Origin of the sequence: Methylobacterium terrae, from assembly GCF_003173755.1 — a bacterium.
Taxonomy (GTDB): domain Bacteria; phylum Pseudomonadota; class Alphaproteobacteria; order Rhizobiales; family Beijerinckiaceae; genus Methylobacterium; species Methylobacterium terrae.
The window spans coordinates 6,119,773-6,141,965 of sequence record NZ_CP029553.1; the positions used below are offsets into that span (position 1 = coordinate 6,119,773).

The 22,193-nt window shown below is 71.8% G+C and carries 22 protein-coding genes; 3 read left to right on the forward strand and 19 right to left on the reverse strand.

The features are described from left to right. Positions 1-165: 165 nt before the first annotated feature. The 6 genes from pheT to rpmI all read right to left on the reverse strand — a co-directional run bounded on the left by pheT (position 166) and on the right by rpmI (position 5,347). On the reverse strand, positions 166-2,589 hold the full coding sequence (gene pheT, locus DK419_RS28200; protein ID WP_109961997.1) for a phenylalanine--tRNA ligase subunit beta: 2,424 nt from the start codon (positions 2,587-2,589) through the stop codon (positions 166-168). 19 nt (positions 2,590-2,608) lie between these two features. After that, positions 2,609-3,094 carry a hypothetical protein gene (locus DK419_RS28205; RefSeq protein WP_109961998.1) on the reverse strand — a complete coding sequence of 162 codons (486 nt, stop codon included), beginning with the start codon at positions 3,092-3,094 and terminating at the stop codon, positions 2,609-2,611. Continuing rightward, positions 3,094-3,408: a hypothetical protein gene (locus tag DK419_RS28210; protein ID WP_109961999.1), complete on the reverse strand. Its 315-nt coding sequence runs from the start codon at positions 3,406-3,408 to the stop codon at positions 3,094-3,096. The genes DK419_RS28205 and DK419_RS28210 overlap by 1 nt, the downstream gene beginning before the upstream one ends. Before the next feature lie 25 nt (positions 3,409-3,433). After that, positions 3,434-4,516, reverse strand: coding sequence for a phenylalanine--tRNA ligase subunit alpha (gene pheS, locus DK419_RS28215; protein ID WP_109962000.1), 1,083 nt, complete (start codon positions 4,514-4,516; stop codon positions 3,434-3,436). 183 nt (positions 4,517-4,699) lie between these two features. Further along, the gene (rplT, locus tag DK419_RS28220; protein ID WP_048428158.1) at positions 4,700-5,077 is read right to left on the reverse strand and encodes a 50S ribosomal protein L20; all 378 of its coding nucleotides are present in this window, start codon (positions 5,075-5,077) and stop codon (positions 4,700-4,702) included. A 66-nt stretch (positions 5,078-5,143) separates the two neighbouring features. Beyond that, on the reverse strand, positions 5,144-5,347 hold the full coding sequence (rpmI, locus tag DK419_RS28225; RefSeq protein ID WP_007561407.1) for a 50S ribosomal protein L35: 204 nt from the start codon (positions 5,345-5,347) through the stop codon (positions 5,144-5,146). A 349-nt stretch (positions 5,348-5,696) separates the two neighbouring features. Between rpmI and DK419_RS28230 the strand changes: the two genes are divergently transcribed. Both DK419_RS28230 and DK419_RS28235 read left to right on the forward strand, forming a co-directional pair. Then, positions 5,697-6,830 (forward strand): glycosyltransferase family 4 protein, encoded by a 1,134-nt coding sequence (locus tag DK419_RS28230; protein ID WP_109962001.1) that lies wholly within the window; start codon positions 5,697-5,699, stop codon positions 6,828-6,830. A 291-nt stretch (positions 6,831-7,121) separates the two neighbouring features. Next, on the forward strand, positions 7,122-9,386 hold the full coding sequence (locus DK419_RS28235) for an amylo-alpha-1,6-glucosidase (protein WP_109962002.1): 2,265 nt from the start codon (positions 7,122-7,124) through the stop codon (positions 9,384-9,386). 103 nt (positions 9,387-9,489) lie between these two features. Here DK419_RS28235 and infC read toward each other — a convergent pair whose 3' ends face one another. Both infC and DK419_RS28245 read right to left on the reverse strand, forming a co-directional pair. Continuing rightward, a complete protein-coding gene (gene infC / locus DK419_RS28240; protein ID WP_063928361.1) occupies positions 9,490-10,011 on the reverse strand; it encodes a translation initiation factor IF-3 in 522 nt (173 codons plus the stop codon). Positions 10,012-10,241: 230 nt separating this feature from the next. Beyond that, positions 10,242-11,474, reverse strand: a complete 1,233-nt coding sequence (locus tag DK419_RS28245) for a glycosyltransferase family 4 protein (protein ID WP_109962003.1) — start codon at positions 11,472-11,474, stop codon at positions 10,242-10,244. A 227-nt stretch (positions 11,475-11,701) separates the two neighbouring features. On the opposite strand from DK419_RS28245, the gene DK419_RS28250 reads away from it, so the two are divergent. Beyond that, positions 11,702-12,475 (forward strand): alpha/beta hydrolase, encoded by a 774-nt coding sequence (locus DK419_RS28250; protein ID WP_109962004.1) that lies wholly within the window; start codon positions 11,702-11,704, stop codon positions 12,473-12,475. Between the two features lie 173 nt (positions 12,476-12,648). On the opposite strand, the gene DK419_RS28255 is transcribed toward DK419_RS28250, so the two are convergent. The 11 genes from DK419_RS28255 to DK419_RS28305 all read right to left on the reverse strand — a co-directional run bounded on the left by DK419_RS28255 (position 12,649) and on the right by DK419_RS28305 (position 21,946). Next, positions 12,649-12,900, reverse strand: a complete 252-nt coding sequence (locus DK419_RS28255; protein ID WP_109962005.1) for a BQ00720 family protein — start codon at positions 12,898-12,900, stop codon at positions 12,649-12,651. Between the two features lie 92 nt (positions 12,901-12,992). Beyond that, entirely contained in the window at positions 12,993-13,427 is a 435-nt protein-coding gene (locus DK419_RS28260) for an Hsp20 family protein (RefSeq protein WP_048430358.1), read from the reverse strand. A gap of 145 nt (positions 13,428-13,572) precedes the next feature. After that, positions 13,573-14,274, reverse strand: a complete 702-nt coding sequence (locus DK419_RS28265; RefSeq protein WP_109962006.1) for a DUF2939 domain-containing protein — start codon at positions 14,272-14,274, stop codon at positions 13,573-13,575. 34 nt (positions 14,275-14,308) lie between these two features. Next, the gene (locus tag DK419_RS28270; RefSeq protein ID WP_109962007.1) at positions 14,309-14,842 is read right to left on the reverse strand and encodes an RNA pyrophosphohydrolase; all 534 of its coding nucleotides are present in this window, start codon (positions 14,840-14,842) and stop codon (positions 14,309-14,311) included. 81 nt (positions 14,843-14,923) lie between these two features. Further along, complete coding sequence (locus DK419_RS28275; RefSeq protein ID WP_109962008.1) at positions 14,924-16,117, reverse strand: divergent polysaccharide deacetylase family protein; 1,194 nt, start codon at positions 16,115-16,117, stop codon at positions 14,924-14,926. 131 nt (positions 16,118-16,248) lie between these two features. Continuing rightward, positions 16,249-17,589: a S41 family peptidase gene (locus tag DK419_RS28280; protein WP_109962009.1), complete on the reverse strand. Its 1,341-nt coding sequence runs from the start codon at positions 17,587-17,589 to the stop codon at positions 16,249-16,251. Continuing rightward, positions 17,589-18,911 (reverse strand): murein hydrolase activator EnvC family protein, encoded by a 1,323-nt coding sequence (locus tag DK419_RS28285; protein WP_109962010.1) that lies wholly within the window; start codon positions 18,909-18,911, stop codon positions 17,589-17,591. Before DK419_RS28285 ends, DK419_RS28280 begins: the two co-directional genes overlap by 1 nt. Then, positions 18,908-19,396 (reverse strand): 23S rRNA (pseudouridine(1915)-N(3))-methyltransferase RlmH, encoded by a 489-nt coding sequence (gene rlmH, locus DK419_RS28290; RefSeq protein ID WP_109962011.1) that lies wholly within the window; start codon positions 19,394-19,396, stop codon positions 18,908-18,910. Before rlmH ends, DK419_RS28285 begins: the two co-directional genes overlap by 4 nt. A 27-nt stretch (positions 19,397-19,423) precedes the next feature. Continuing rightward, a complete protein-coding gene (rsfS, locus tag DK419_RS28295) occupies positions 19,424-19,756 on the reverse strand; it encodes a ribosome silencing factor (RefSeq protein ID WP_109962564.1) in 333 nt (110 codons plus the stop codon). 259 nt (positions 19,757-20,015) lie between these two features. Beyond that, on the reverse strand, positions 20,016-20,585 hold the full coding sequence (locus DK419_RS28300) for a nicotinate-nucleotide adenylyltransferase (protein WP_208642393.1): 570 nt from the start codon (positions 20,583-20,585) through the stop codon (positions 20,016-20,018). A gap of 71 nt (positions 20,586-20,656) precedes the next feature. Further along, positions 20,657-21,946, reverse strand: coding sequence for a glutamate-5-semialdehyde dehydrogenase (locus DK419_RS28305; protein WP_109962013.1), 1,290 nt, complete (start codon positions 21,944-21,946; stop codon positions 20,657-20,659). Between the last annotated feature and the right edge of the window lie 247 nt (positions 21,947-22,193).

Consider the following 22,193-nt stretch of genomic DNA (forward strand, 5'->3'; position numbering starts at 1 on the left):
GTGATCGCTTCCGGATCCGCCACGGCCCATCGCAGGGCATCCTCCGGCAGGTGGATCGCCGCTGCGAGTTCCTGGACCAGAGCGAGATCGGTCCTGTCGGTGTCCATGTCCGCCTCCTCGCCTCGTCCCGGCGGCGCCCGTCGCGCCGCCGATTTCTCGTCTCGATCAGCCCCGCAGGGTCGCACCGGTCTTGCGCGTCACCTCGGCGACGATCTTCTGGCTCACCGCCTCGATCTCGGCGTCGGTGAGGGTGCGGTCGGTCGGCTGGAGCCGCACCGCCACGGCGACGGACTTCTGGTCCTCGCTGACGCCGGCGCCCTCGTAGACGTCGAACACCTCGACCCCCGTCACGAGGGTGCGTTCGGCGCTTTGCGCCGCCTTCAGGATGTCGCCGGCCGCGACCTTGCGGGAGACCACGAAGGCGAAGTCGCGGGTGAGCGGCTGGAAGTCGGGCAGGGTCGCCGACGGCTTCATCTTGGTCGGCCGGTGCTTGGGCAGCGGCAGGGCGTCGAGGGTGATCTCGCAGACCACCACCGGGCCCTTGATGTCGAGGGCCTTCAGCACCCGCGGATGCAGCTCGCCGAAGAACCCGATCGGGTTGCGCGGCCCGAATTGCAGCGTGCCGGAGCGGCCGGGATGCAGCCAGTCCGGTCCGCCGGCCACGACCTGGAGGCCGCCGGTCGGCACCCCGAGCGAGGCCAGCAGCGCCAGCGCGTCGGCCTTGGCCTCGAAGGCGTCGACGGGCTTCGCCGCGCCGTCCCAGTGCCGGCCGGCGCCGCCGTGGCGGGCCGAACCGCGGCGGAGGGCGGTCGCCTTGGTGGTCTGGCCCTCCGGCTGGTCGGAGGCGAAGCACTGCCCGACCTCGAACAGCGCGACGTCGCCGTATCCGCGGTCGGCGTTGCGCTGCGCGGCGCGGGCGAGGCCCGGCACCAGGCTCGGGCGCATGTCCGAGAGGTCGGCGGCGATCGGGTTCGCCAGCGCCAGCTCCGCCTTGCCGCCGCCGAACAAGGTCGCGTCGGGGTGCGCGATGAACGACCAGGTCACCGCCTCGACGAGGCCGCGCGCCGCGAATTCGCGCTTGGCCTGCCGGGTGCGCTTCTGCATCACCGTCAGCACCGGGCGGATGACGGTCGCCTCGATCCGCGGCAGGGGCTTCGGCTCGATCCGGTCGAGGCCGGCGATGCGCACGATCTCCTCGACGAGGTCGGCCTTGCCCTCGACGTCGGGCCGCCAGGACGGGGAGAGCACCTTCGCCCGGTCGCCCGAGCCGGCGACGTGGAAGCCGAGCGACTCCAGCGTGACCTTCATCTCCGGGCGCGGCAGGTCGAGGCCGGACAGCCGGCGCACCTCGGTCCACGGGAAGTCGATGATCCGGTCGGTGTCCGGCACCTCGCCCGACACGGTGGCCTGGCTCGGGGTGCCGCCGCAGAGGTCGAGCACCAGCTTCGTCGCGAGGTCCAGGCCCGGCAGGGCGAAGGCCGGATCGACCCCGCGCTCGAACCGGTAGCGGGCATCCGTCACGATGCCGAGGCGGCGCCCGGTGCGGGCGATGGTGAGCGGGTCCCACAGGGCCGATTCGATCAGCACGTCGGTCGTGCCCTCGTCGCAGCCCGAATGCTCCCCGCCCATGATGCCGGCGATCGACTCGACGCCGTTCTCGTCGGCGATGACGATGACGCCATCGTCGAGCCGGTAGGTCCGGCCGTCGAGGGCCAGCACCTCTTCGCCGTCGCGGGCGCGGCGCACGGTGAGGTCCCCCTTCACCTTGGCGGCGTCGAAGACGTGCAGCGGCCGGCCGCGGTCGAAGGTGACGTAGTTGGTGATGTCGACGAGCGCATTGATCGGCCGCAGGCCGATCGCGGCCAGGCGCCGGCGCATCCACTCGGGGGAAGGCCCGTTCCTGACGCCCCGCACCAGCCGCAACCCGAAGAGCGGGCAGAGATGCGCGTCCTCCGGCGCGAAGTCGCGGGTGACGGCGACCGGGCAAGCCCCCTCCCCCCTGACCGGCGGGAGCTGCTCGCGCTTGAGCGTGCCGATGCCGGCCGCCGCGAGGTCGCGGGCGATGCCGTGGATGCCGGTGCAGTCGGGCCGGTTCGGCGTCAGGTTGATCTCGATCACCGGATCGTCGAGGCCGGCGAAGGCCGCGTAGGGCTGGCCGACCGGCGCGGTCTCCGGCAGATCGAGGATGCCGTCATGGTCGTCCGACAGGCCGAGCTCGGAGCCCGAGCACAGCATGCCCCGGCTCTCGACGCCGCGGATCACGCCGACCGACAGGGTGATGTTCTTGCCCGGCACGTAGGTGCCGGGAGGGGCGAACACGGTCCTCATGCCGGCGCGGGCGTTCGGCGCGCCGCAGACCACCTGCACGGGCGCGCCCTCGCCGGTGTCCACGGTGCAGACGCGCAGGCGGTCGGCGTTGGGGTGCTGCTCGGCGGTGACGACGGCGGCGATGCGATAGGCCGACAGCGCCGCCGCCTTGTCCTCGACGCGCTCGACCTCCAGCCCGATGCGGGTCAGCGTCTCGACGATCACGTCGAGGGAGGCGTCGGTGTCGAGGTGGTCCTTGAGCCAGGAGAGGGTGAATTTCATCGGGATAAAACCTCTCGGCTCAGGCGAGCCGGGCCTTGGTGATGAGGAGGACGGCCAGGCGGCGGCACTGGTCGTCGTCGAGGGATTCGAGGTCGGCGATGGTTTTTCGGGCGCGGACGACGGTGCTTCGAGCCTCCGTCAGGCGGATCTCCAGACTCGGTGAGCTGTAATCTGCCAAGTGGCGAAGGGCCTGCAGTTCGGCGAAGTCGATGCCGATCCCGGCGACGACCGGGCCGAGCTCGGCCGCCTCGCGTCCGCTCAGCCGCTTCCTGATCTGCCCGTGGTCGAGCAGCCGGTAGACCGGCTCGGTCAACGACGCGTCGCGCCTCCAAAGGCCGAGCGCCCGCGTGCAGACGAAGCAGATCCCGTGGAAGGCGGCGTAATACGCGCTGCTCACGGCGCGCCGCATCGCAGCCTTTTGCAAGCTGCGGCGCCCGCGCTGCTCCGCGAGCAGATCGGCGACGGCGAGGAGATCGTACACGAGGGGATTGCCGAGGCGCGGCATCACGCGTTCTCTGTCCCGTCCCACTCGTCCTCGTCGTCATCTTCGCCGACGAGGTCGTCAGCGTAGATGAGCCGGAGATAGGGGAAGCGCTCCTCCCCCTTATCGAGTAGCGTCATCCGCAGCGCCACCTGGGCGGCGCTGGACTCCGCCCCGCCGGTCACTCCCGCGCCGGGCTTGAAGTGGGCAGTGAACAGCAACGCCGGATCGTCCCCATGGTCGTAGCCCGCGCGCAGCTCGGCCCGCTCGTAGCCGGAGGCGGCGAGGTGGCGGGTCAGGACATCGTCGGCGATCGCCAGGATCTCGCTCTCGGTCATCGGGCGCCTCTCGAGGGCAGGAGGATCAGCCGGTCAGGCCGCCGACCAGGCTCGGGATGTCGAGGGGCCGGAAGCCGTAATGCTCGAGCCAGCGCACGTCGGCCTCGAAGAACGGGCGCAGGTCCGGCATGCCGTATTTGAGCATCGCGATCCGGTCGATGCCCATGCCCCAGGCGAAGCCCTGGACGGTGTCCGGGTCGAGGCCGCAATTGCGCAGCACGTTCGGGTGGACCATCCCGCAGCCGAGGATCTCGAGCCAGTCGTCGCCCTCGCCGAAGCGGATCTCGCCGCCCTTGCGCGAGCACTGGATGTCGACCTCGGCCGAGGGCTCGGTGAAGGGGAAGAAGGAGGGCCGGAAGCGCATCTTGACGCTGCCGACCTCGAAGAACGCCTTGCAGAACTCCTCCAGGATCCACTTCAGGTGGGAGATGTTCGCCTGGCGGTCGATCACCAGGCCCTCGACCTGGTGGAACATCGGGGTGTGGGTCTGGTCGGAGTCGTGCCGGTAGGTGCGCCCCGGACAGATCACCCGGATCGGCGGCTGGACGTTGCGCATGGTGCGGACCTGCACCGGCGAGGTGTGGGTGCGCAGGAGCTTGCGCTTCCCGTCCCGGTCGGGCCGCAGGAAGAAGGTGTCGTGCATCTCCCGGGCCGGGTGGCCCTCGGGGAAGTTGAGCGCGGTGAAGTTCAGGTCGTCGGTCTCGACGTCCGGCCCTTCCGCGATCGAGAAACCCATGTCGCCGAAGATCGCCGTGATCTCGTCCATCACCTGGGTGATCGGGTGGATGCGCCCGCGGGTCTCCGGACCCTCCCGCACCGGGAGGGTCACGTCGACCCGCTCTGCGGAGAGCCGCGCGGCGAGCGCGGCCTCGGCGAGAGTCTCGCGCCGGGACTGGATCGCGCCCTGGACCCGGTCGCGCAGGCCGTTGATCAGCGGGCCCTGCTCCTTGCGCGCCTCGGGGCTCAGGCCTCCCAAGGTCTTCAGCAGCTCGGAGACGGCGCCCTTCTTGCCGAGGGCGGCGACGCGCACGCCCTCGAGCGCCGTCTCGTCGGCGGCGCCGGAGACCTGGGCGAGGAGATCGGTTTCGAGGCTGGTGAGATCGGTCATGGTCTGCTCAATCGGGGCTTGGGCGATGCCCTGCAACGCGCCGCCCCGCCCCGTCAACCCGGGCGACTGGATACGCCCCTCGCAACGCAAAACGGCCCGCGGGGGCGGGCCGTGCTGTCCGGTCGTCGAGGGGAGCCGGAAAGGGTCCGCGGAGGCGGACCCGCATGGAGGCTTGATGGAGGCTTACGCGGCCTTCACGAGCTCGGCCGGCAGGGCCGACTTGGCCTTCTCGACGACGGCGACGAAGGCCGCCGGCTCGTGGATGGCGAGCTCGGAGAGCGCCTTGCGGTCGACCTGCACGCCGGCCTTGGCCAGGCCGTCGATGAAGCGCGAGTAGGTCAGGCCGTGCGGACGGACCGCGGCGTTGATGCGCTGGATCCACAGGGCGCGGAAGTTGCGCTTCTTGTTCTTACGATCGCGGTAGGCATATTGCATGCCCTTCTCGACCGCCTGCTTGGCGATCCGGATCGTATTCTTGCGCCGGCCGTAATAGCCCTTGGCGGCCTTGAAAACCTTCTTGTGCTTGGCGTGGCTGGTCACGCCGCGTTTGACGCGGGCCATGGTGATCTCCTGGGGGTTCTACGAAACAGATCTACGGACGAAGCGTCTTCGGGTCGAAGCCGGTCCTTACCGGGCGTTCGGCAGGAAGTACTTCTTCACGTTGGCGGCGTCGCCCTCGAACAGGGTGGTCGTGCCGCGCAGGTTGCGGATCTGCTTCGTGGTCCGCTTGATCATGCCGTGGCGCTTGCCGGCCTGGGCGTACATGACCTTGCCGGTCCCGGTGATCTTGAAGCGCTTCTTGGCGCCCGACTTGGTCTTCAGCTTGGGCATTTTGCTCTCCTGACGCGAACTCCACCGGGGTTCCGCCACGGGCGGGCCCCGACGATCGCGACCGATCGATGGTGTGGAGCGACACGAACCGCCACGGCAGCCCTCACGGCCGGGCGGTTCGGCGAGGCGCGCGCTATAGCAGGGACCGGGGCATCGCGCAATCGGCGCATCGCCGGACCGGCCTCTCCTGTGTGTGACGGGAACAGACGCGGCTTCGCGGTAGCGTTGTGCGCTGCACCGGAACCATAAGCTCGGGTGCGCGGTTTCGTTCATGTCCCGCTCAGGCCCCATCCTGCTTAAGTCCCTCCAACGTGACCCGCCATCGTTGGGCGTCTCAGGAGAATCCGTCGTGCGCATTGCCCAGGTAGCCCCTCTCGCGGAGGCCGTTCCGCCGAAGTTCTACGGCGGCACCGAGCGTGTCGTCTCCTGGCTCACCGAGGAGCTGGTCCGGCAGGGCCACGACGTCACGCTGTTCGCGAGCGGCGATTCGGAGACGAGCGCGAAGCTCGTCGCCTGCTGCCCCGAGGGCCTGCGCCTCGCCGGCATCCGCGACCACGTCGCCAGCCACCTCGCCATGCTGTACCACCTGCGCCGGCGCGCGGACGAGTTCGACGTCATCCACTTCCACATCGACCTCCTGCAGTACCCGCTGTTCGAGGACCTGAACCACAAGTGCGTCACCACCCTGCACGGGCGGCTCGACGTGCCGGACTTCATGCCGGTCTACCGGACCTTCACGGGCATGCCGCTCGTGTCGATCTCCGACCACCAGCGCGGGCCGATGCCCGAGAACGCCAACTGGCTCCAGACCATCCATCACGGCCTGCCGGCGGAGAATTGCCGCTTCTCGGCCAAGCCCAAGGATGGCGGCTACCTCGCCTTCCTCGGCCGCATCTCGCCCGAGAAGCGCCCCGACCGCGCGATCGAGATCGCCAAGGCCTCGGGCGTGAAGCTGAAGATCGCCGCCAAGGTCGACAAGGCCGACCAGGAATACTGGGACGAGGTCATCGAGCCGATGACCCATCACCCGCTGGTCGAGTACATCGGCGAGATCAACGAGGACCAGAAGCACGAATTCCTCGGCAACGCCCTGGCGCTCGCCTTCCCGATCGACTGGCCGGAGCCCTTCGGCCTGGTGATGATCGAGGCGATGTCGGCCGGCACGCCGGTGATCGCGTGGCGCAACGGCTCAGTGCCAGAGGTCATCAAGGACGGCGTCTCGGGCGTCGTGGTCGACTCGATGGACGAGGCCATTGCGGCGGTCGAGACCTGCAAGGCGATGAGCCGCGAGGGCGTGCGCCGCTACTTCGAGACCCGCTTCACCGCGAGCGTCATGGCCCGCTCCTACGTCGCCGCCTACGAGTCGCTCCTCGCCGGCGACCTCGACGCGATCAAGATTCCGGGCCTGACGATCGGCGCCCCCGCCGCCCTCAACGGAGCGGCCAACGGTGCGACGGTGCGCCCGGTGCTCCGCGCGGTCTGATCCGCGTCACGGTCCCGACGACGACGAGGCCCGGTCCCCGCGAGGGGGCCGGGCCTTTTCGCTTGCGCGGTGCCTGCCTGAAATCCGGGCCGAATGCGCGCCGCACACCCCCTGGCGCCCGCCGCACGATGGCCCACATTCGCTCTAGCGTGGGGCCTGACGCGCGAATCGCCGCGGTCCCGCCCCCCGCTGCCGTCCGGGCTCCCGCCCGGCGCCCCAAGATCTCGCCTCGATCCCCGTGACGCCCCGCGACCCCTCGCGGAGCGAAGCCCCAAGGAGTCCACCGTGCCGATGGTCGCGACCGCCCCCGACGACGAGACGCTGCCGCAATACCACATCGAGGCCCAGACCTCGCTGGTGGAGCGCCAGCTGCGCTCGCTCAAGCACGGCGACGCCTTCGCGGTGCTCGACAGCTACGGCGACATCGGCGTCTTCCCGGGGCCGGAGGGGCTGTACTTCCAGGATACCCGCTTCCTGTCGCGCCTGGAGCTGACCGTCGAGGGCCAGCGGCCGATGCTGCTCGGCTCGGTGGTGCAGGACGACAACGGCGCCCTCTCGGTCGACCTGACGACGCCGGACATCCGGCTCGACGCCGGCGACGAGACCAGCATCCCGCGCGAGATCATCGCGCTCGAGCGGACCAAGTTTCTCTTCCGCGGCACCTGCTACGACCGCATCGGGCTACGCAACTACGACACCAAGCCCCGCCACCTGCGCGTCGCCCTGACCTTCGACGCGGACTTTCGCGACCTGTTCGAGGTGCGCGGCAGCGACCGGCCCCATCGGGGCAAGCGCGGCGTCGCGGTGACGGCTGGGAACGAGGTGACGTTCACGTATGACGGGCTCGACCGGCGCCGCCGCACCACCCGCCTGCGCTTCGGCCCGAAGCCCGTGCGGCTCGAGGCGCACAGGGCGGAGTTCGAGGTCCGGCTCTCTCCCGGCGGTCGCGCCTCGATCTTCGTGCGGGCGATCTGCGACACGGTCGATCACAGCCGGGACGGCGAGGCGGTGGTCGGCAACGCCCTGCCCTTCACCCACGCGGCCTATCCGAGCCCGCGCCGCGAGGACGGCCATCCGAAGGGCGAGGGCATGACCTTCGCGCTCGCCTACCGCGACGCGCGCCGCGACCTGCGCAAGGCCACCGCCAACATCACCACGATCGAGAGCTCGAACGACCAGTTCAACGAGGCCGCCTGCCGCGCGACGGCCGATCTCTACATGCTGCTCAGCCGCACGCCGAACGGCGTCTACCCCTATGCCGGCATCCCCTGGTACAGCACGGTCTTCGGCCGCGACGGCATCATCACGGCGATGATGACCCTGTGGATCGATCCCGAGATCGCCAAGGGCGTGCTGCGCCACCTCGCGGCGACGCAGGCCACCGCGATCGATCCGGCCGCCGATGCCCAGCCCGGCAAGGTCCTGCACGAGACCCGCAACGGCGAGATGGCGATCCTCGGCGAGGTGCCGTTCAAGCTCTATTACGGCACCATCGACGCCACGCCGCTCTTCGTGATGCTGGCCGGCCAGTATTACGAGCAGACCGGCGACCTCGCGACCATCAAGGCGATCTGGCCCAACCTCCTGGCGGCGCTCAACTGGATCGACGAGTACGGCGACCGCGACAAGGACGGCTTCGTCGAGTACGCCCGCGAGACCGAGAAGGGCCTGGCCAACCAGGGCTGGAAGGACAGCCACGATTCGATCTTCCACGCCGACGGCCGCATGGCGCAGGGGCCGATCGCGCTCTGCGAGGTCCAGGGCTACGTCTACGCCGCCAAGAAGGGCGCCGCGAAGCTCGCCGCGCTCCTCGGCGACGACGTTCTCTCGGAACGGCTGAAGGGCGAGGCCGAGCGGCTGCGCCAGGCCTTCGACGCGGCGTTCTTCCTCCCCGAGCTCGGCACCTACGCCATCGCCCTCGACGGCCAGAAGCGCCCCTGCGCGGTGCGCTCCTCGAATGCCGGCCACGCGCTCTTCACCGGCATCGCCTATCCGGAGCGCGCCGAGAGCGTCGCCGCGGTGCTGATGTCGAAGGACGGGTTCAACGGCTGGGGCGTGCGCACCATCGCGGTCGGCGAGGCACGCTACAACCCGATGTCGTACCACAACGGCTCGATCTGGCCGCACGACAACGCGCTGATCGCGCTGGGGCTCGCCCGCTACGGCCTGAAGGCGGAGGCAGCCCGGGTGTTCGAGGGCCAGCACGGCGCCTCGCTCTACCAGGAGGGGCGGCGGCTGCCGGAGCTATTCTGCGGCTTCATCCAGCGCAAGCAGCGCGGACCGACGAACTACCCGGTGGCGTGCAGCCCCCAGGCCTGGGCGGCGGCCGCACCGTTCGCGTTCCTGGCCGCCTGCCTCGGGCTCGAATTGCGCCACGACCGCAACCGGATCCGCTTCCGTGATCCGATCCTGCCGGCCTTCCTCGACGACGTGCTGATCCGCAACCTGAAGCTCGGCGACAGCCACGTCGACCTGCTGATCCACCGCCACGGCAGCGACGTCACCGTCAACGTGGTGCGCCGGACCGGCGACGCGCAGGTCGTCCTGCTGAAGTAGACAAGCGATGGGCCGGGACATGCCCGGCCCTTCGATGTTTCCTGGGTGCGGCCTCGTCGGTTCCCGCGCCCGGAACGCTCCGTGATCGCGGTGCCGTGCGGTGCTAGCGCGGCGCCAGGATCATGATCATCTGGCGGCCTTCGAGCTGCGGCTCGCTCTCCACCTTGGCGACTTCCTGGGTCTCGGCCTTGACGCGCTCGAGCAGGCGCAGACCGAGGTCCTGGTGCGCCATCTCGCGGCCGCGGAAGCGCAGGGTCACCTTGACCTTGTCGCCTTCCTCGAAGAACCGCTGCACGGCCTTCATCTTGACTTCGTAGTCGTGCTTGTCGATGCCCGGCCGGAGCTTGATCTCCTTGACCTCGACGGTCTTCTGCCGCTTGCGCGCCTCGGCCTGCTTCTTCTGCTCGTTGAAGCGGAAGCGGCCATAGTCGAGAAGCTTGCAGACCGGAGGCACGGAGTTCGGCGCGATCTCGACGAGGTCGAGGCCCGCTTCCTCGGCGACCTGCAGCGCCTCGAAGAAGCCCATGACGCCGCGGTTCTGCCCGGTATCGTCGATGAGCTGCACTTCGCGGACGCCGCGGATGTCCCGGTTGGCGCGCGGCCCGTCCTTCTGCGGGGCCGGCATGGCTCTCATAGGTCTGCGAATGGCTTCATTCTCCTCAATCACGTCGTCCGGCGGCGGCCCGCCGACCGAGACCCCCTCTGGGTCGGCCCCGAACCACCGCGCGGGCATATTCCGGTGTACGCTATCACCTTGGCGAGATCGCCCAGTTTGTCAACTCGCGGCCGGCCGAGTTGGTTGCGGAGCGGTCAAGCATCCGTGAAGTCTTGACCGGGCCGGGCGTGCCGGTCGCCTTAAGGCCCCTCCCCTGCGGGGGCCGTGCCGAGCAGTTCGGCGTAGATCGCCAGGGTATCGGCGAGCATCAGCTCGAGGGAGAAATGCGTCTCGACGTGGCGGCGGGCGCGGCGCACCAGGGCGTCGCGGGCGCTGGCGCCGAGCTGCAGGGCCTCGGCGAGCGCCCCGGCGAGGGCCTGCGGGTCGCCGGCCGGGACGCGCCAGCCGGTGCGCTCGTGCGCAGGCACCTCCGGGGGGGCGAGCACCGTCTCCGGCACCGCGCCGAGATCCGACACCACCACCGGCGTGCCGAGCGCCTGCGCCTCGACCGCCGAGCGGCCGAAGGCCTCGGGCTCGGTCGAGGGCACCGCCACCACCGAGGCGGCCCGGTAGGCCGCCGGCATGTCGCCGCAATGGCCGACCCGCTTCACCACGCCGGCGAGCCCGTGGGCCGCGATCATGGCGTCGAGCTCGCGCAGGTAGGCGGTGCGGCCCTGCGGGTCGCCGGCGAGCACCACGGTGAAGTCGCCGAGCCCTTGCGCGCGCAGGGCCGCGGCGGCCTCGATCATCACCCGGTGGCCCTTCCAGGGGGTGAGCCGGGCGGCGAGCAGCACCACCCGCTCGTGCGGGGCGACGCCCCAGGCCCGGCGCAGGGCCTCGACGCGCTGCGGGGCCACCTGGCCGGCCGCGAAGGCCGCGAGGTCGGTGCCGCGGTGGATCACCCGCACCCGGTCGCCGGCGACCTGCGGGAACAGGCGGCGGATCGCGTCGGCGGTGAAGTGCGAGTTGGCGATCACCACGTCGCCGCGGGCCATCACCGAATTGTACAGGAGCTTCACCGCCGAGCGGCCGGAATAGCTGCCGTGATAGGTGGTGACGAAGGGCAGGCGCAGCCGCCGCGCCGTCCCAAGGGCCACCCAGGCCGGGGCGCGGGACCGGGCGTGGATCAGGTCGACCCGCTCGGCCCGGCAGATCCGCGCCAGCCGCCCGACATTGAGCGCCATCGCGAACGGATTCTTGGCGCGGGCCGGGAACGGCACCCAGGCGCCGCCCTTGGCCTGCAATTCGCCGACGAGGCGCCCGCCCTCGGTGGCGACCAGCGCCCGGGCGCCGGCCGCGGCGAGCGCCGCCGCGACGTCGACGGCGGTGCGCTCGGCGCCGCCGGCGTCGAGTTCCGGGATGATCTGCAGGATGGTCCGGCCCGCCAGCGGGTGGCTCGCGGCCGGGAACGGCGTGGCCTGGCTCGACGGCATGGGACTCCGGCTCAGGGTCAGGGTTCTGATCGCAGCACTCGCGGCGTGACGGCGCCTGCTCCGCGCAGGAAGTGAGGGTGCGCCGACGGCAGGCGGTGTAGAAGCCGCCGGTCGCGGATCCGCACCGGGACGATGCATCAAGGTCGCCCGGCCCCGTTGCGGATCGGTAAACCTTGGGCGCCGGGGGCCCGCGACCAGGGCCGGCGCCGGAATAACGGGGATAACGCATGGCCGATCATCTGGACGCTACCGACCGGACGCCCGCCACGATGCTGACCGTCGGCGGTCGCCGCCTCGCCACCCTGGTGCGGCCGGGCGCCGGGCCGCCGGTGGTCTGGCTCGGCGGCTTCCGCTCGGACATGCGCGCCACCAAGGCCGAGGCCCTCGATGCCTGGGCGGCAAGGACCGACCGCGCCTTCGTGCGCTTCGACTACACGGGCCACGGCGAGTCGGAGGGCACCTTCGCCGATTGCACGATCTCGGACTGGCTCGCCGACGCGGAGGGCGTCGTCGCCGCGCTGGCGCCAGAGCGCCCGGTGCTGGTCGGCTCCTCGATGGGCGGCTGGATCGCGCTCCTCGCCGCGGCCAGGGTCCGCCCTTCCGGCCTCGTGCTCATCGCCCCGGCGACGGACTTCACCGAGGCGCTGATGTGGGAGCAGTTCCCGGAGGAGATCCGCCAGCAGGTCCTGCGCGACGGGGTGTGGCAGCGCGGGTCGCAATACTCGCCCGAGCCGACGCCCGTGACCCGCGCCCTGATCGAGGACGGGCGGCGCCACCTGATGCTGGGCGGATCCGTCGACCCGGGCTGCCCGGTGCACATCCTGCAGGGGATGGCCGATCCCGACGTGCCGTGGCGCCACGCGATGCGGCTCGTCGACCGGCTGCCCGCGGCGGGGGTGGTCCTGACGCTGATCAAGGAGGGCGACCACCGGCTCTCCGGCCCGGCCGATCTCGACCGGCTGGTCGCGGCGGTCGAGGGGATCGCGCCGCGGGAGGGGTAGCTCGGGCGCGTATCCGCCGGTCGACACCGCCCTCCCAGTCTTTCCGGGACCGCGACAGCGGGGTCCGGGGTGACGATGGAGTGTCGGACCGGCGATCGGGACCGATGGCGCCGGCTCCTCCACTCCGACGTCTGCACGACCCGCGCGGCCGGGTGCCGGCCGCGCGGTCGGCGTCAGTGCACGCTCACCGCCTGCAGGTCGTGCGCCCAGGCATTGGCGAAGGCCGCGTCGCGGCTGTCGGTCAGCAGGATCGGGGCACCGCTCGCCGACAGCACGGCGAACAGGTCGAGGCCGGGGGTGAGGTCCGGAGCCTCCGGAAACAGGCGCTTGACCTCCTCCGAGCGCATCGCGCGGATATAGGCCACGTGGCCCTCGCCGAGGGCCGCGAGCGATTCGGAATCCATGGTCTGGGTGATGTCGGACATGATGCGCCCTCCTCTGAAAGGCAGCAGGACGGTGGATCGGCTACAGGCCCCGAAGCGGCCCGCCGACCGGTGTCAACCTCATATGGTGATGCTCAGTCGCCGTCGCGCGACCCGATGTCGATCCGTCGCACGATGCGCTCCGGCTCGGGCCGGGCGAGGTCGATCGAGAGCAGGCCGTTCGACAGGTCGGCGCCCAGCACCTCCATGCCGTCGGCGAGCAGGAAGGCGCGCTGGAACTGGCGGGCCGCGATGCCGCGATGCAGGAAGGTCCGGCTCTTGTCGTCGGCCTGGCGGCCACGGACGATGAGCTGGCTCTCCTCCAGGGTCACGTCGAGCTGGTCGCGGGTGAAGCCGGCCACCGCGAGCGTGATGCGCAGCCGCTCCGGCTCCCGCTCGGTGCGGGGCAGCCGCTCGATGTTGTAGGGCGGGTAGCCGTCGTTCGCGGCCTTGGCGACGCGGTCGAGCGCTTGCTCGATCTCGTCGAAGCCCAGCAGGAACGGATGCCCGAACGGCGATGGACGCGTCATGATGTCGGCGAAGCCCTGTTGCGAAAGGCACTTCGGTCAGGTCCGGGCCCGCCTTCGCAGCACCCGCCGAGGCCGACCGCAACTCCGCCGGCCCTCCGGCGAGATATGAGGGGCGCTCCCCACAGCATCAAGGGGAGGCGCGGCCTCAGCGCTGCAGCGCTCCCGTCAGCCGCTGGCTGATGCGCTCGCGCAGCGCGCCCGGCAGTTCGAGGTCGACGAGGCGCCAGGTCCAGCCCCGCAGGCGCAGGCGCAGGCGGAACCGGTTCTCGATCGGCCGGTCGGGCGGGTAGCTCACCACCATGCCGCGAAAGCCCCGCGGCTCGGCCGAGCGGAACAGGGCGAAGAGCTGGCTCACCGTCGAGGCGTGCAGGCCGAGGCCTTCCTTCGGAGCCGAACCGTCCTTGGCCGTCGGGGTCTCGCGCGGGACCTCGCTGCTCGCGGTCGTGTCCTCGCCGGACGGGACCGCATCGGAGGCCCGGTCGCGGGCGTTGCCGTCGCGGGCGAGGCCCGCGCGCACCGGCCAGCCGTCGTCGAGGAGGTCGATCAGGGTCTCGGGCGTGACGAGGGACTCGACCAGCGGCCCGGCCAGCGCCCCGCTCGCCTCGGTCAGGATCGTGCGCTCCCGGGCCGAGAGGTCGCGGCGGGACGCGATGGCGTCGACCGCCGCGGCGAGCGCCTGCTTGGTCAGGGACAGCCGCAGGGTACGGAAGTTCACCCGCTGCGCCACCGCCGCCGCGTCGTGCGCCTGCACCGCCTGCGACAGCCGGTAGAGCGCCAGATAGGGCGAGAGGCCGTAGGCGATCCACAGCAGCAGGACCGCCAGGCCCGTGAGCCACCAGCGTGTCATGCGGACTCGCCGGCGGAAGGGCGCGCGGGTCCGGTCACGAAGGACGCGCGAGGTGGGCGAAGGCGGCGATCACCTGCTCGTAGACCGGGCGCTTGAACGGGATCACCAGCGCGGCGAGGTTGGCCAGCGGCTCCCAGCGCCAGCCGTCGAACTCCGCCTTGTGGGCGCCGCCGCCCGGCCGCAGGATGTCGATCTCGCGCTCGTCGCCCTCGAAGGCGAAGGCGAACCACTTCTGGGTCTGGCCGCGATAGCGCCCCTTCCAGGGCTTGCCCGCCGCGACGGTCGGCAGGTCGTAGGAGTACCAGCCCGGCGCCTCGGCGAGCAGGCGCACGGAGCCGGGGGACACGTTGGTCTCCTCGTAGAGCTCGCGCAGGGCGGCGTCGCGCGGCGCCTCGCCCTCGTCGATGCCGCCCTGCGGCATCTGCCAGGCATGGGCGCCGAGATCGGCCGATTCGTGCCGCCGGTGCCCGGCGAAGACCAGGCCGTCGCGGTTGAACAGGCTGATGCCGACGCACGGCCGGTAGGGAAGGTTGGCCAGGGCGGTCTCGGGGCGGTGGAGCGGTGCCATGGAGCGACCTTAGAGCAATTTCGCGGGGTGTGGACCGGCGATCCGGCGAAAATGCGGGGTCGCCGGGGCCAGGGCGCCGATTCAGGGCGCCGCACGCATGGCTCGGCTGGCCGGCACCAGCAGGATGCCGCGGGATTCGAGGTCCCGCGCCCAGCGGGCGATCCGGTCGATCGAGAGCGGCAGGGCGGTGGCGGAGCCGAGCGCGAAGCCCGACTTGCGCGCCGCCTCCTCCAGCCGGGCGAGCTCGCGGTCGATGGCGTCGGGACGCGGCACCGCGTCGACGACGAGCTCGGCCCGGGCCACCGGGACCTTGGCCTTGCGGCCGACCTCGCGGGCGAGCGAGCGCGGCGAGGTGCCGTCGTCGAGGAAGCCGAGGCCGCGCCCGCCGATCTCGCGCAGGACCGGCTCGAGCGCGCCGGCCTCGGCCGTGAGGCGCGCGCCCATGAAGTTGGTGACCCCGACCGCGCCGGGCACCCGGGCGAGCACGAAGGCGAGGCGGTCGAGGTTCTCGGCGGGCTTGGCGCCGGCGAGCAGGGTCTGGGGGCCGGGATCGTTGTCGGGATAGTCGAACGGCTCCATCGGCGCCTGCACCATCACCTCGTGCCCGGCCTCGCGGGCGCGGGCGGCGCTGCGGGTCACGTCGGCGCCGTAGGGGGCGAAGGCGAGCGTCACCGCGGGGGCCAGGCGCTGGATCGCGTCCTGGGTCGCCGCCTGGCCGATGCCGAGGCCCGACACCACGAGGGCGATGCGGCCCGCGACCGCGCCGCCGCGCTCGAGGCCGGCGGCCTCGGGCCGCGCGTAGACGTCGAGGGCGCGGGCGCCGTCCGGGCCGATCTTCGGCAGCACGCCGTAGCGGCCGCGCTCGGTCAGGCGCGGGTCGGGGGCGGGCTTGAGCTGGATCGGCCCGCTGCCCGGCACCCGGATCACCACCGAGTCCGGCGCGGCCGTGCCGTCCGGCCGGCTGACGGAGACGCCCGAGGCCCGCTCGACCTCGTCGGCGTTGCGGCTCGCCGGGTCGGGACGCACCGGGACCGCCGGTTCGGGCACGGGCGCGCTCGGCGCCCGGACCTCGATCGCGGCGACCGCGTAGGGCTCGCCGGCGAGGGGATCGTCGCCGAGTGCGAGGAACGCGGCGAGCGCGAGCGCGCTCGCGCCGAGGAGCGCGGCGGCGAGCACCCGGGGGCGCAGGGCGGCGCGCCAGCGGGCGGCGCGGGCGGTCGCCTCGTCCCGCAGCCCGAGGGGACGGGTCAGGATGGTGTCGGACGCGAGCGGCACAGGCGTGAGGTCCCGCGACCGTGTCGCTGCGAAAAAGCGGAAGGCCCGCAGCGCCGGTCGTTCGACCGGTATTGCGGGCCTTCGTGGTAAACGCGGCGTTAAGGCGGGCGCAGGACGCGCCCGGCCACCGGTCAGTTCGGCTTCGGCTCCGTGGTCTTGTCCGTGGTCTTGGCGGTGTTGGCCGCGCCCTTCTGCACGCCGTGCAGGAAGTCGACCGCGGCGATGAGCTGCTTGTCCTTGGCCGGGTCCGGCGGGACGTAGGCCGACGAGCCGCCGCGCTCCTCGGTGTCCTTCTGCTTGAGGTGGCCCTTCAGGCCGGCTTCGCCCTTGGTCTCGTCCTTGCCCTTCAGCTCGTCGGGCACGTCCTGCAGCACCTCCTGGTCGGGCTCGATGCCCTTGGCCTGGATCGAGCGGCCGGACGGGGTGTAGTAGCGCGCGGTGGTGAGCCGCAGGGCGCCGTTGCCGCCGAGCGGGATGATCGACTGCACCGAGCCCTTGCCGAACGAGCGGGTGCCGATGACGGTCGCGCGCTTGTGGTCCTGGAGGGCACCGGCGACGATCTCCGAGGCCGAGGCCGAGCCGCCGTTGACCAGCACGACGATCGGCTTGCCCTTGGTCAGGTCGCCGGACTTGGCCGAGAAGCGCTGGGTCTCGTCCGGGTTGCGGCCGCGGGTCGAGACGATCTCGCCGCGGTCGAGGAAGGCGTCGGAGACCATCACCGCCTGGTCGAGCAGGCCGCCCGGGTTGTTGCGCAGGTCGATGACGAAGCCCTTGAGCTTGTCGCCCGGCATCTCGGTCGACATCTTGTCGATCGCCGCCTTCAGGCCGTCATAGGTCTGCTCGTTGAACTGGGTCAGGCGGATGTAGCCGATGTCGCCGCCCTCGGTGCGCGAGCGCACCGGCTTGATCCGGATCAGGTCGCGGTTGAGCGTGACCTCGAGCGGCTCCTTGGCCTCCTTGCGGGAGATCTTGAGCTTCACCGGCGAGTTGACCGGGCCGCGCATCTTGTCGACGGCCTGGTTGAGGGTCAGGCCCTGGACCTGGTCGCCGTCGATCTGGGTGATGATGTCGTTGGCGAGCAGGCCCGCGCGGGCGGCCGGGGTGTCGTCGATCGGGGTGACGACCTTGATCAGGCCGTCCTCCATCGTGACCTCGATGCCGAGGCCCCCGAACTCGCCCTTGGTCTGGACCTGCATGTCACGGAAGCTCTTGGCGTCCATGTAGCTCGAATGCGGGTCGAGCGAGGTCAGCATGCCGTTGACGGCCGCCTCGATCAGCTTGGCCTCGTCGGGCTTCTCGACGTAGTCGGTGCGGATCTTCTCGAACACGTCGCCGAACAGGCTGAGCTGGCGATAGGTCTCGGCCGAGGCGGCGACGGCGCTCGTGCTCGAGAGCAGGTGGGTCTGGGTCGCCACCGTGGCCGTCCCGGCGCCCAGGATGGCTCCGAACAGGACGAGGGAAACTTTGCGCATTATCCGCGAACCTTCTCGCTTGACCCTTTGGCCCACCAAGGATCCGGGTCGATGGAGCCACCGTCTTTCTTGAACTCGACGTACAGGACGGGATCGTTCCGCCCACCGGCTCCTGCCGAAGGTGCGGAGCCCGTGTCTCCCATCACGGCGACCGGCTCCCCCGCGAGCACGAACTGACCCACCTCGACGTTGATCTGGTCCATGCCCGCCAGGAGCAGATAGTAGCCGTCGCCCGCGTTGATGATCAAGAGACGACCGTAGGAGCGGAACGCCCCCGCATAGGCCACCCAGCCGTCCGCCGGAGAGGAGACGACGCCCCGCGGGCGCGTCATGAGCGATATGCCGCGGCTGGTGCCCCCTGCCCCGTCGGCGCTGCCGAAGGTCCGCACCACCTCGCCGCTCACCGGTCGCGGCAGCAGGCCGCGTCCTTGCGCGAAGGGCACCTTGGGGGCGAGCCGGGCCGGATCGCGCAGCGCCGCCGCCGCGAAGCGCTCGCGGGTCTCGCGGCTCTCGGCCTCCGCCGCCTCCTTCGCCGCGCCGGCGGCGCGGCGGGCGTTGGTGAGGTCGCCGTCGAGACGGTCGACCAGGTCCTTGAGGGTACGGGCCTGGCCGGCGAGCCCGGTCGCGCGGTCGCGCTCGGCGGTGAGCCCGCTCTCGGCCTCGCCGAGGCGGGCCTGGCGCGCCGCGATGAGGGCGGTCAGGCGCTGGCGCTCGGCGGCCCAGCCCTTGATGTCGCCGCGCAGGGTCTCCTGGTCGGCGGCGATCAGGCCGCGCAGGCGCACGAGTTCGGCGAGGTCGCCGGCCAGGGTCTCGGCCTCGCCCTGGAGTTCCGGCACCACGGCGCCGAGCAGCATCGAGGTGCGGATCGCCGCCAGCACGTCCTCGGGCCGCACCAGCACCGCCGGCGGCGGGCGCCGTCCCATGCGCTGGAGGGCGGCCAGGACCTCGGCGATGACGCCGCGGCGGCCCTCGAGCGAGCGGCGCAGCGCCATCTCGCTACCCGCCATGGTCTGGAGCCGCGCCTCGAGCTCGGAGATCCGGCCTTCCGCCTCCTGCGCCTTGCGGGCGGCGTCGATCAGGGCCTGGTTGAGCCTCGCGCCGTCGCCCTTGATCTCGGCGACCTCGCGCTCGAGCCTGGCGCGGGTCTCGCCGCTCGCGGCCAGGGCGCTCTCGATCGCCCGCAGGCTCTCGGCCTTGCGGTCCTTCTCGGATTGCGCCTTCGCCACGGCGTCGACCGCCGGGTCGGGCACCGGCTGGGCGCCCGCGGAGACCGCGCAGGCGAGGGACGCCGTCAGCAGGGCGGGGAGAAGCGCTCGGGTCACGGGGCGCCGCGGTGATAGGGGTGGCCGGAGAGGATCGTCATGGCCCGGTAGAGCTGCTCGAGGGCCAGGACACGGACGAGCCCGTGCGGCAGTGTGGCGGCGCCGAAGGCGAAAACGAGGTCGGCCCTGGCCCTGACACTAGGGTCGAGCCCGTCGGCGCCGCCAATCACGATGGCGAGACCGGGCCGGCTGCCGTCGCGCCAGGCGCCGACCTGGGCGGCGAAATCCAGGCTGGTGACGGTACGCCCGCCCTCGTCGAGGACGACCGCCGCGGCGCCGGCGGGGATGGAAGCCAGGATCGCGGCCGCCTCCTCGGCGCAGCGGTCCAGCGCGCGCCGGGCCCGGCTCTCCGGGATCTCGGTCAGCTGCACGGCGGAGAAGCCGAGGCCGCGGCCGAGCGCGTCGGCGCGTCCGCGATAGTCCTCGGCGAGGTCGCGCTCGGGGCCGCGCTTGAGGCGACCCACCGCGACGAGGGCGAGCCGCATGGCGGCGTGTCCGTTCCTGGCGTCGCCTCAGCCGGCGAGACGGTCGGCCGGCCGGTCGGCACCCCAGATCTTCTCGAGATTGTAGAAGTGGCGCACCTCGGGCCGGAAGACGTGGACCAGGAGGTCGCCGGCATCGATCAGCACCCAGTCGCAGGCCGGCAGGCCCTCGACCCGGGGATTGCCGAAGCCGCGGGTCTTGAACTCCTGGATCACCTTGTCGGCGATCGAGCCGACGTGGCGCTGGGAGCGGCCGGAGGTGATGATCATGGCGTCGGCGAGCGAGGTCCGGCCGACGAGGTCGATCTCGACGGTGTCCTCGGCCTTCATGTCCTCGAGACAGGCGAGGGCAACCGACCTCATGTCCGCGGCCTCGAGCGCGTCCGTCCGGGATTCCTGACGGGTTTCCTGCGCCTCGGGCTGCACGGGAAGCTCGTTGTCGTGAGCTTCGTGAGAGATTGCGTCGTTCAGTGCCGACCCCTGTCGATGAGGCACCTGCCGGCGCCACGAGACGATGATGACCCGCGGCGCGCGACGGCGCCGATGCTGTTGAGAGATGACAGTGGCGCGCCGATGCCGGTTTTTCAAGCTCGGGCGCGCGGGAATCCCGGTCGATCGCCGGTCAGCGCGGGGTTTTGCCGGCCCGCAGCGCCGTCGAGGACAGGCTGTTGCGCGGCCCGTGCAGGAAGACCCAGGCCGGCGGCTCCCTCTCGGCCAGGGTCGGGGCGGCACGCTCGTCGATGCGCGCGCCCGAGAGCGCCCGTGCGGCGGGCGAGGCCATCGCCTTGAGGGTGTAGCCCGGCCGGTCGATCACCGCGAAGGGCATCCGGGCGGCGATCTCGCGCCAGCCGCGCCAGCGGTGGAAGCTCGCCAGGCTGTCGGCCCCCATGATCCAGACGAAGCGGACCTCCGGGTGCCGGTCCGTCAGCCAGCGCAGGGTCTCGACGGTGTAGCGGACGCCCAGGACGGCTTCGAAGTCGGTGACGGCGATCCGGGGATCGGCGGCGACCGCCCGGGCTCCCGCCGCCCGGGCCGCGGGGCCGGGCAGCCCGCTGCGGTCCTTCAGCGGGTTGCCGGGGCTCACCAGCCACCACACCCGGTCGAGGGCGAGGCGCCGCAGGGCCAGCCGGCTGACGTGCCGGTGGCCGGCATGGGCCGGGTTGAACGAGCCGCCGTAGAGGCCGACCCGCAGGCCCGGCGCGAGGGGCGGCAGGCGCGGGATCACGGGTGCATCCGAAACCTGCCGTCCCCTCGCTCAGACGGTCACGGGCGAATCTGCCCCGTGCCGCGGACCCGGTACTTGAAGGTGGTGAGCTGCTCGACCCCGACCGGCCCGCGGGCGTGCATCCGCCCGGTGGCGATGCCGATCTCGGCGCCGAAGCCGAACTCGCCGCCGTCGGCGAACTGGGTCGAGGCGTTGTGGATCACGATCGCCGAATCGACCTCGGCCATGAACCGCTCGGCCGCCGCCCGGTCCTCGGTCAGGATCGACTCGGTGTGGTGCGAGCCGTAGGTCTCGATGTGGTCGACCGCGGCCTCCAACCCGTCGACCACCCGCACGGAGATGATCGCGTCGAGGTACTCGGTGCGCCAATCCTCCTCGGTCGCCGGGCTCACCCGCGGGTCCACCGCCTGGGTCGCCGCATCGCCGCGCACGGCGCAGCCGGCCTCCAGGAGGTCGGTCACCAGGGGGCCGAGGTGGGTGCCCGCGCAAGGGCGGTCGACCAGCAGGGTCTCGGCGGCCCCGCAGATGCCGGTGCGGCGCATCTTGCTGTTGCGCACGATGCTGCGGGCCATGGCGAGGTCGGCGCCCGCGTGGACGAAGACGTGGCAGATCCCCTCGAGATGGGCGAAGACCGGCACCCGCGCCTCGTCCTGCACCCGCGCCACCAGGCTCTTGCCGCCGCGGGGCACGATCACGTCGATGGCGCCGTCGAGGCCGGTGAGCATGGCGCCGACCGCCGCCCGGTCCTTCGTCGGCACGAGCTGGATCGCGTCCGCCGGCAGGCCGTGGCGGGTCAGGCCCTCGACCATCGCCTGCGCGATGGCGGTGGCGCTGCGGTGGCTCTCCGAGCCGGCGCGCAGGATCGCGGCGTTGCCGGCCTTGAGGCAGAGCGCGCCGGCATCCGCCGTGACGTTGGGGCGGCTCTCGAAGATCACCCCGACGACGCCCAGAGGCGTCGCCACCCGCTCGATCGTCAGGCCGTTCGGCCGCTCGTAGGTGGCGAGCACCCGCCCGAGCGGATCGGGCAGGCCGGCGATGCTCTCGAGCGCCTCGGCGATCGCCTCGATCCGGGCCGGGTTCAGGGCCAGGCGGTCGAGGCTGGCGGCGGGCAGGCCCTTGGCCCGGGCCTCGTCGAGGTCGGCGCCGTTCGCCGCCAGGATCGCCGCGCTCGCGTCGCGCAGCGAGGACGCGGCCTCGCGCAGGGCCGCATCCTTGGTCGGGCCTGGGACCAGCGCCATCCGACGGGCGGCGGCGCGGGCACGCCGGCCGATCTCGCGCATCAGCGCGTCGACGTCCTCATGACGGGGCTTCAGGCTCAGCACGGACACGGCATCACATCCCGGCCGCGGCAGGCGGCCCAAGGTCTCGGAAGGGAACCGTCATGCCATGGCGGGTGGGCGGGCGACAAGGGCGGGCGGCGGCGGAGCGAGGCCGCGGCGAAGGCGACGCCAGGAGAGTGCGGCTGTTCACACCCATCGCACGACCCAGAGAAAAAGAGATTTCCTCATGTTAGATCAAAGATAGTCGGAGCGCGTCATCTCCTGCGGGTTGTGTCCCGTTCGCAACTCTCAGTGT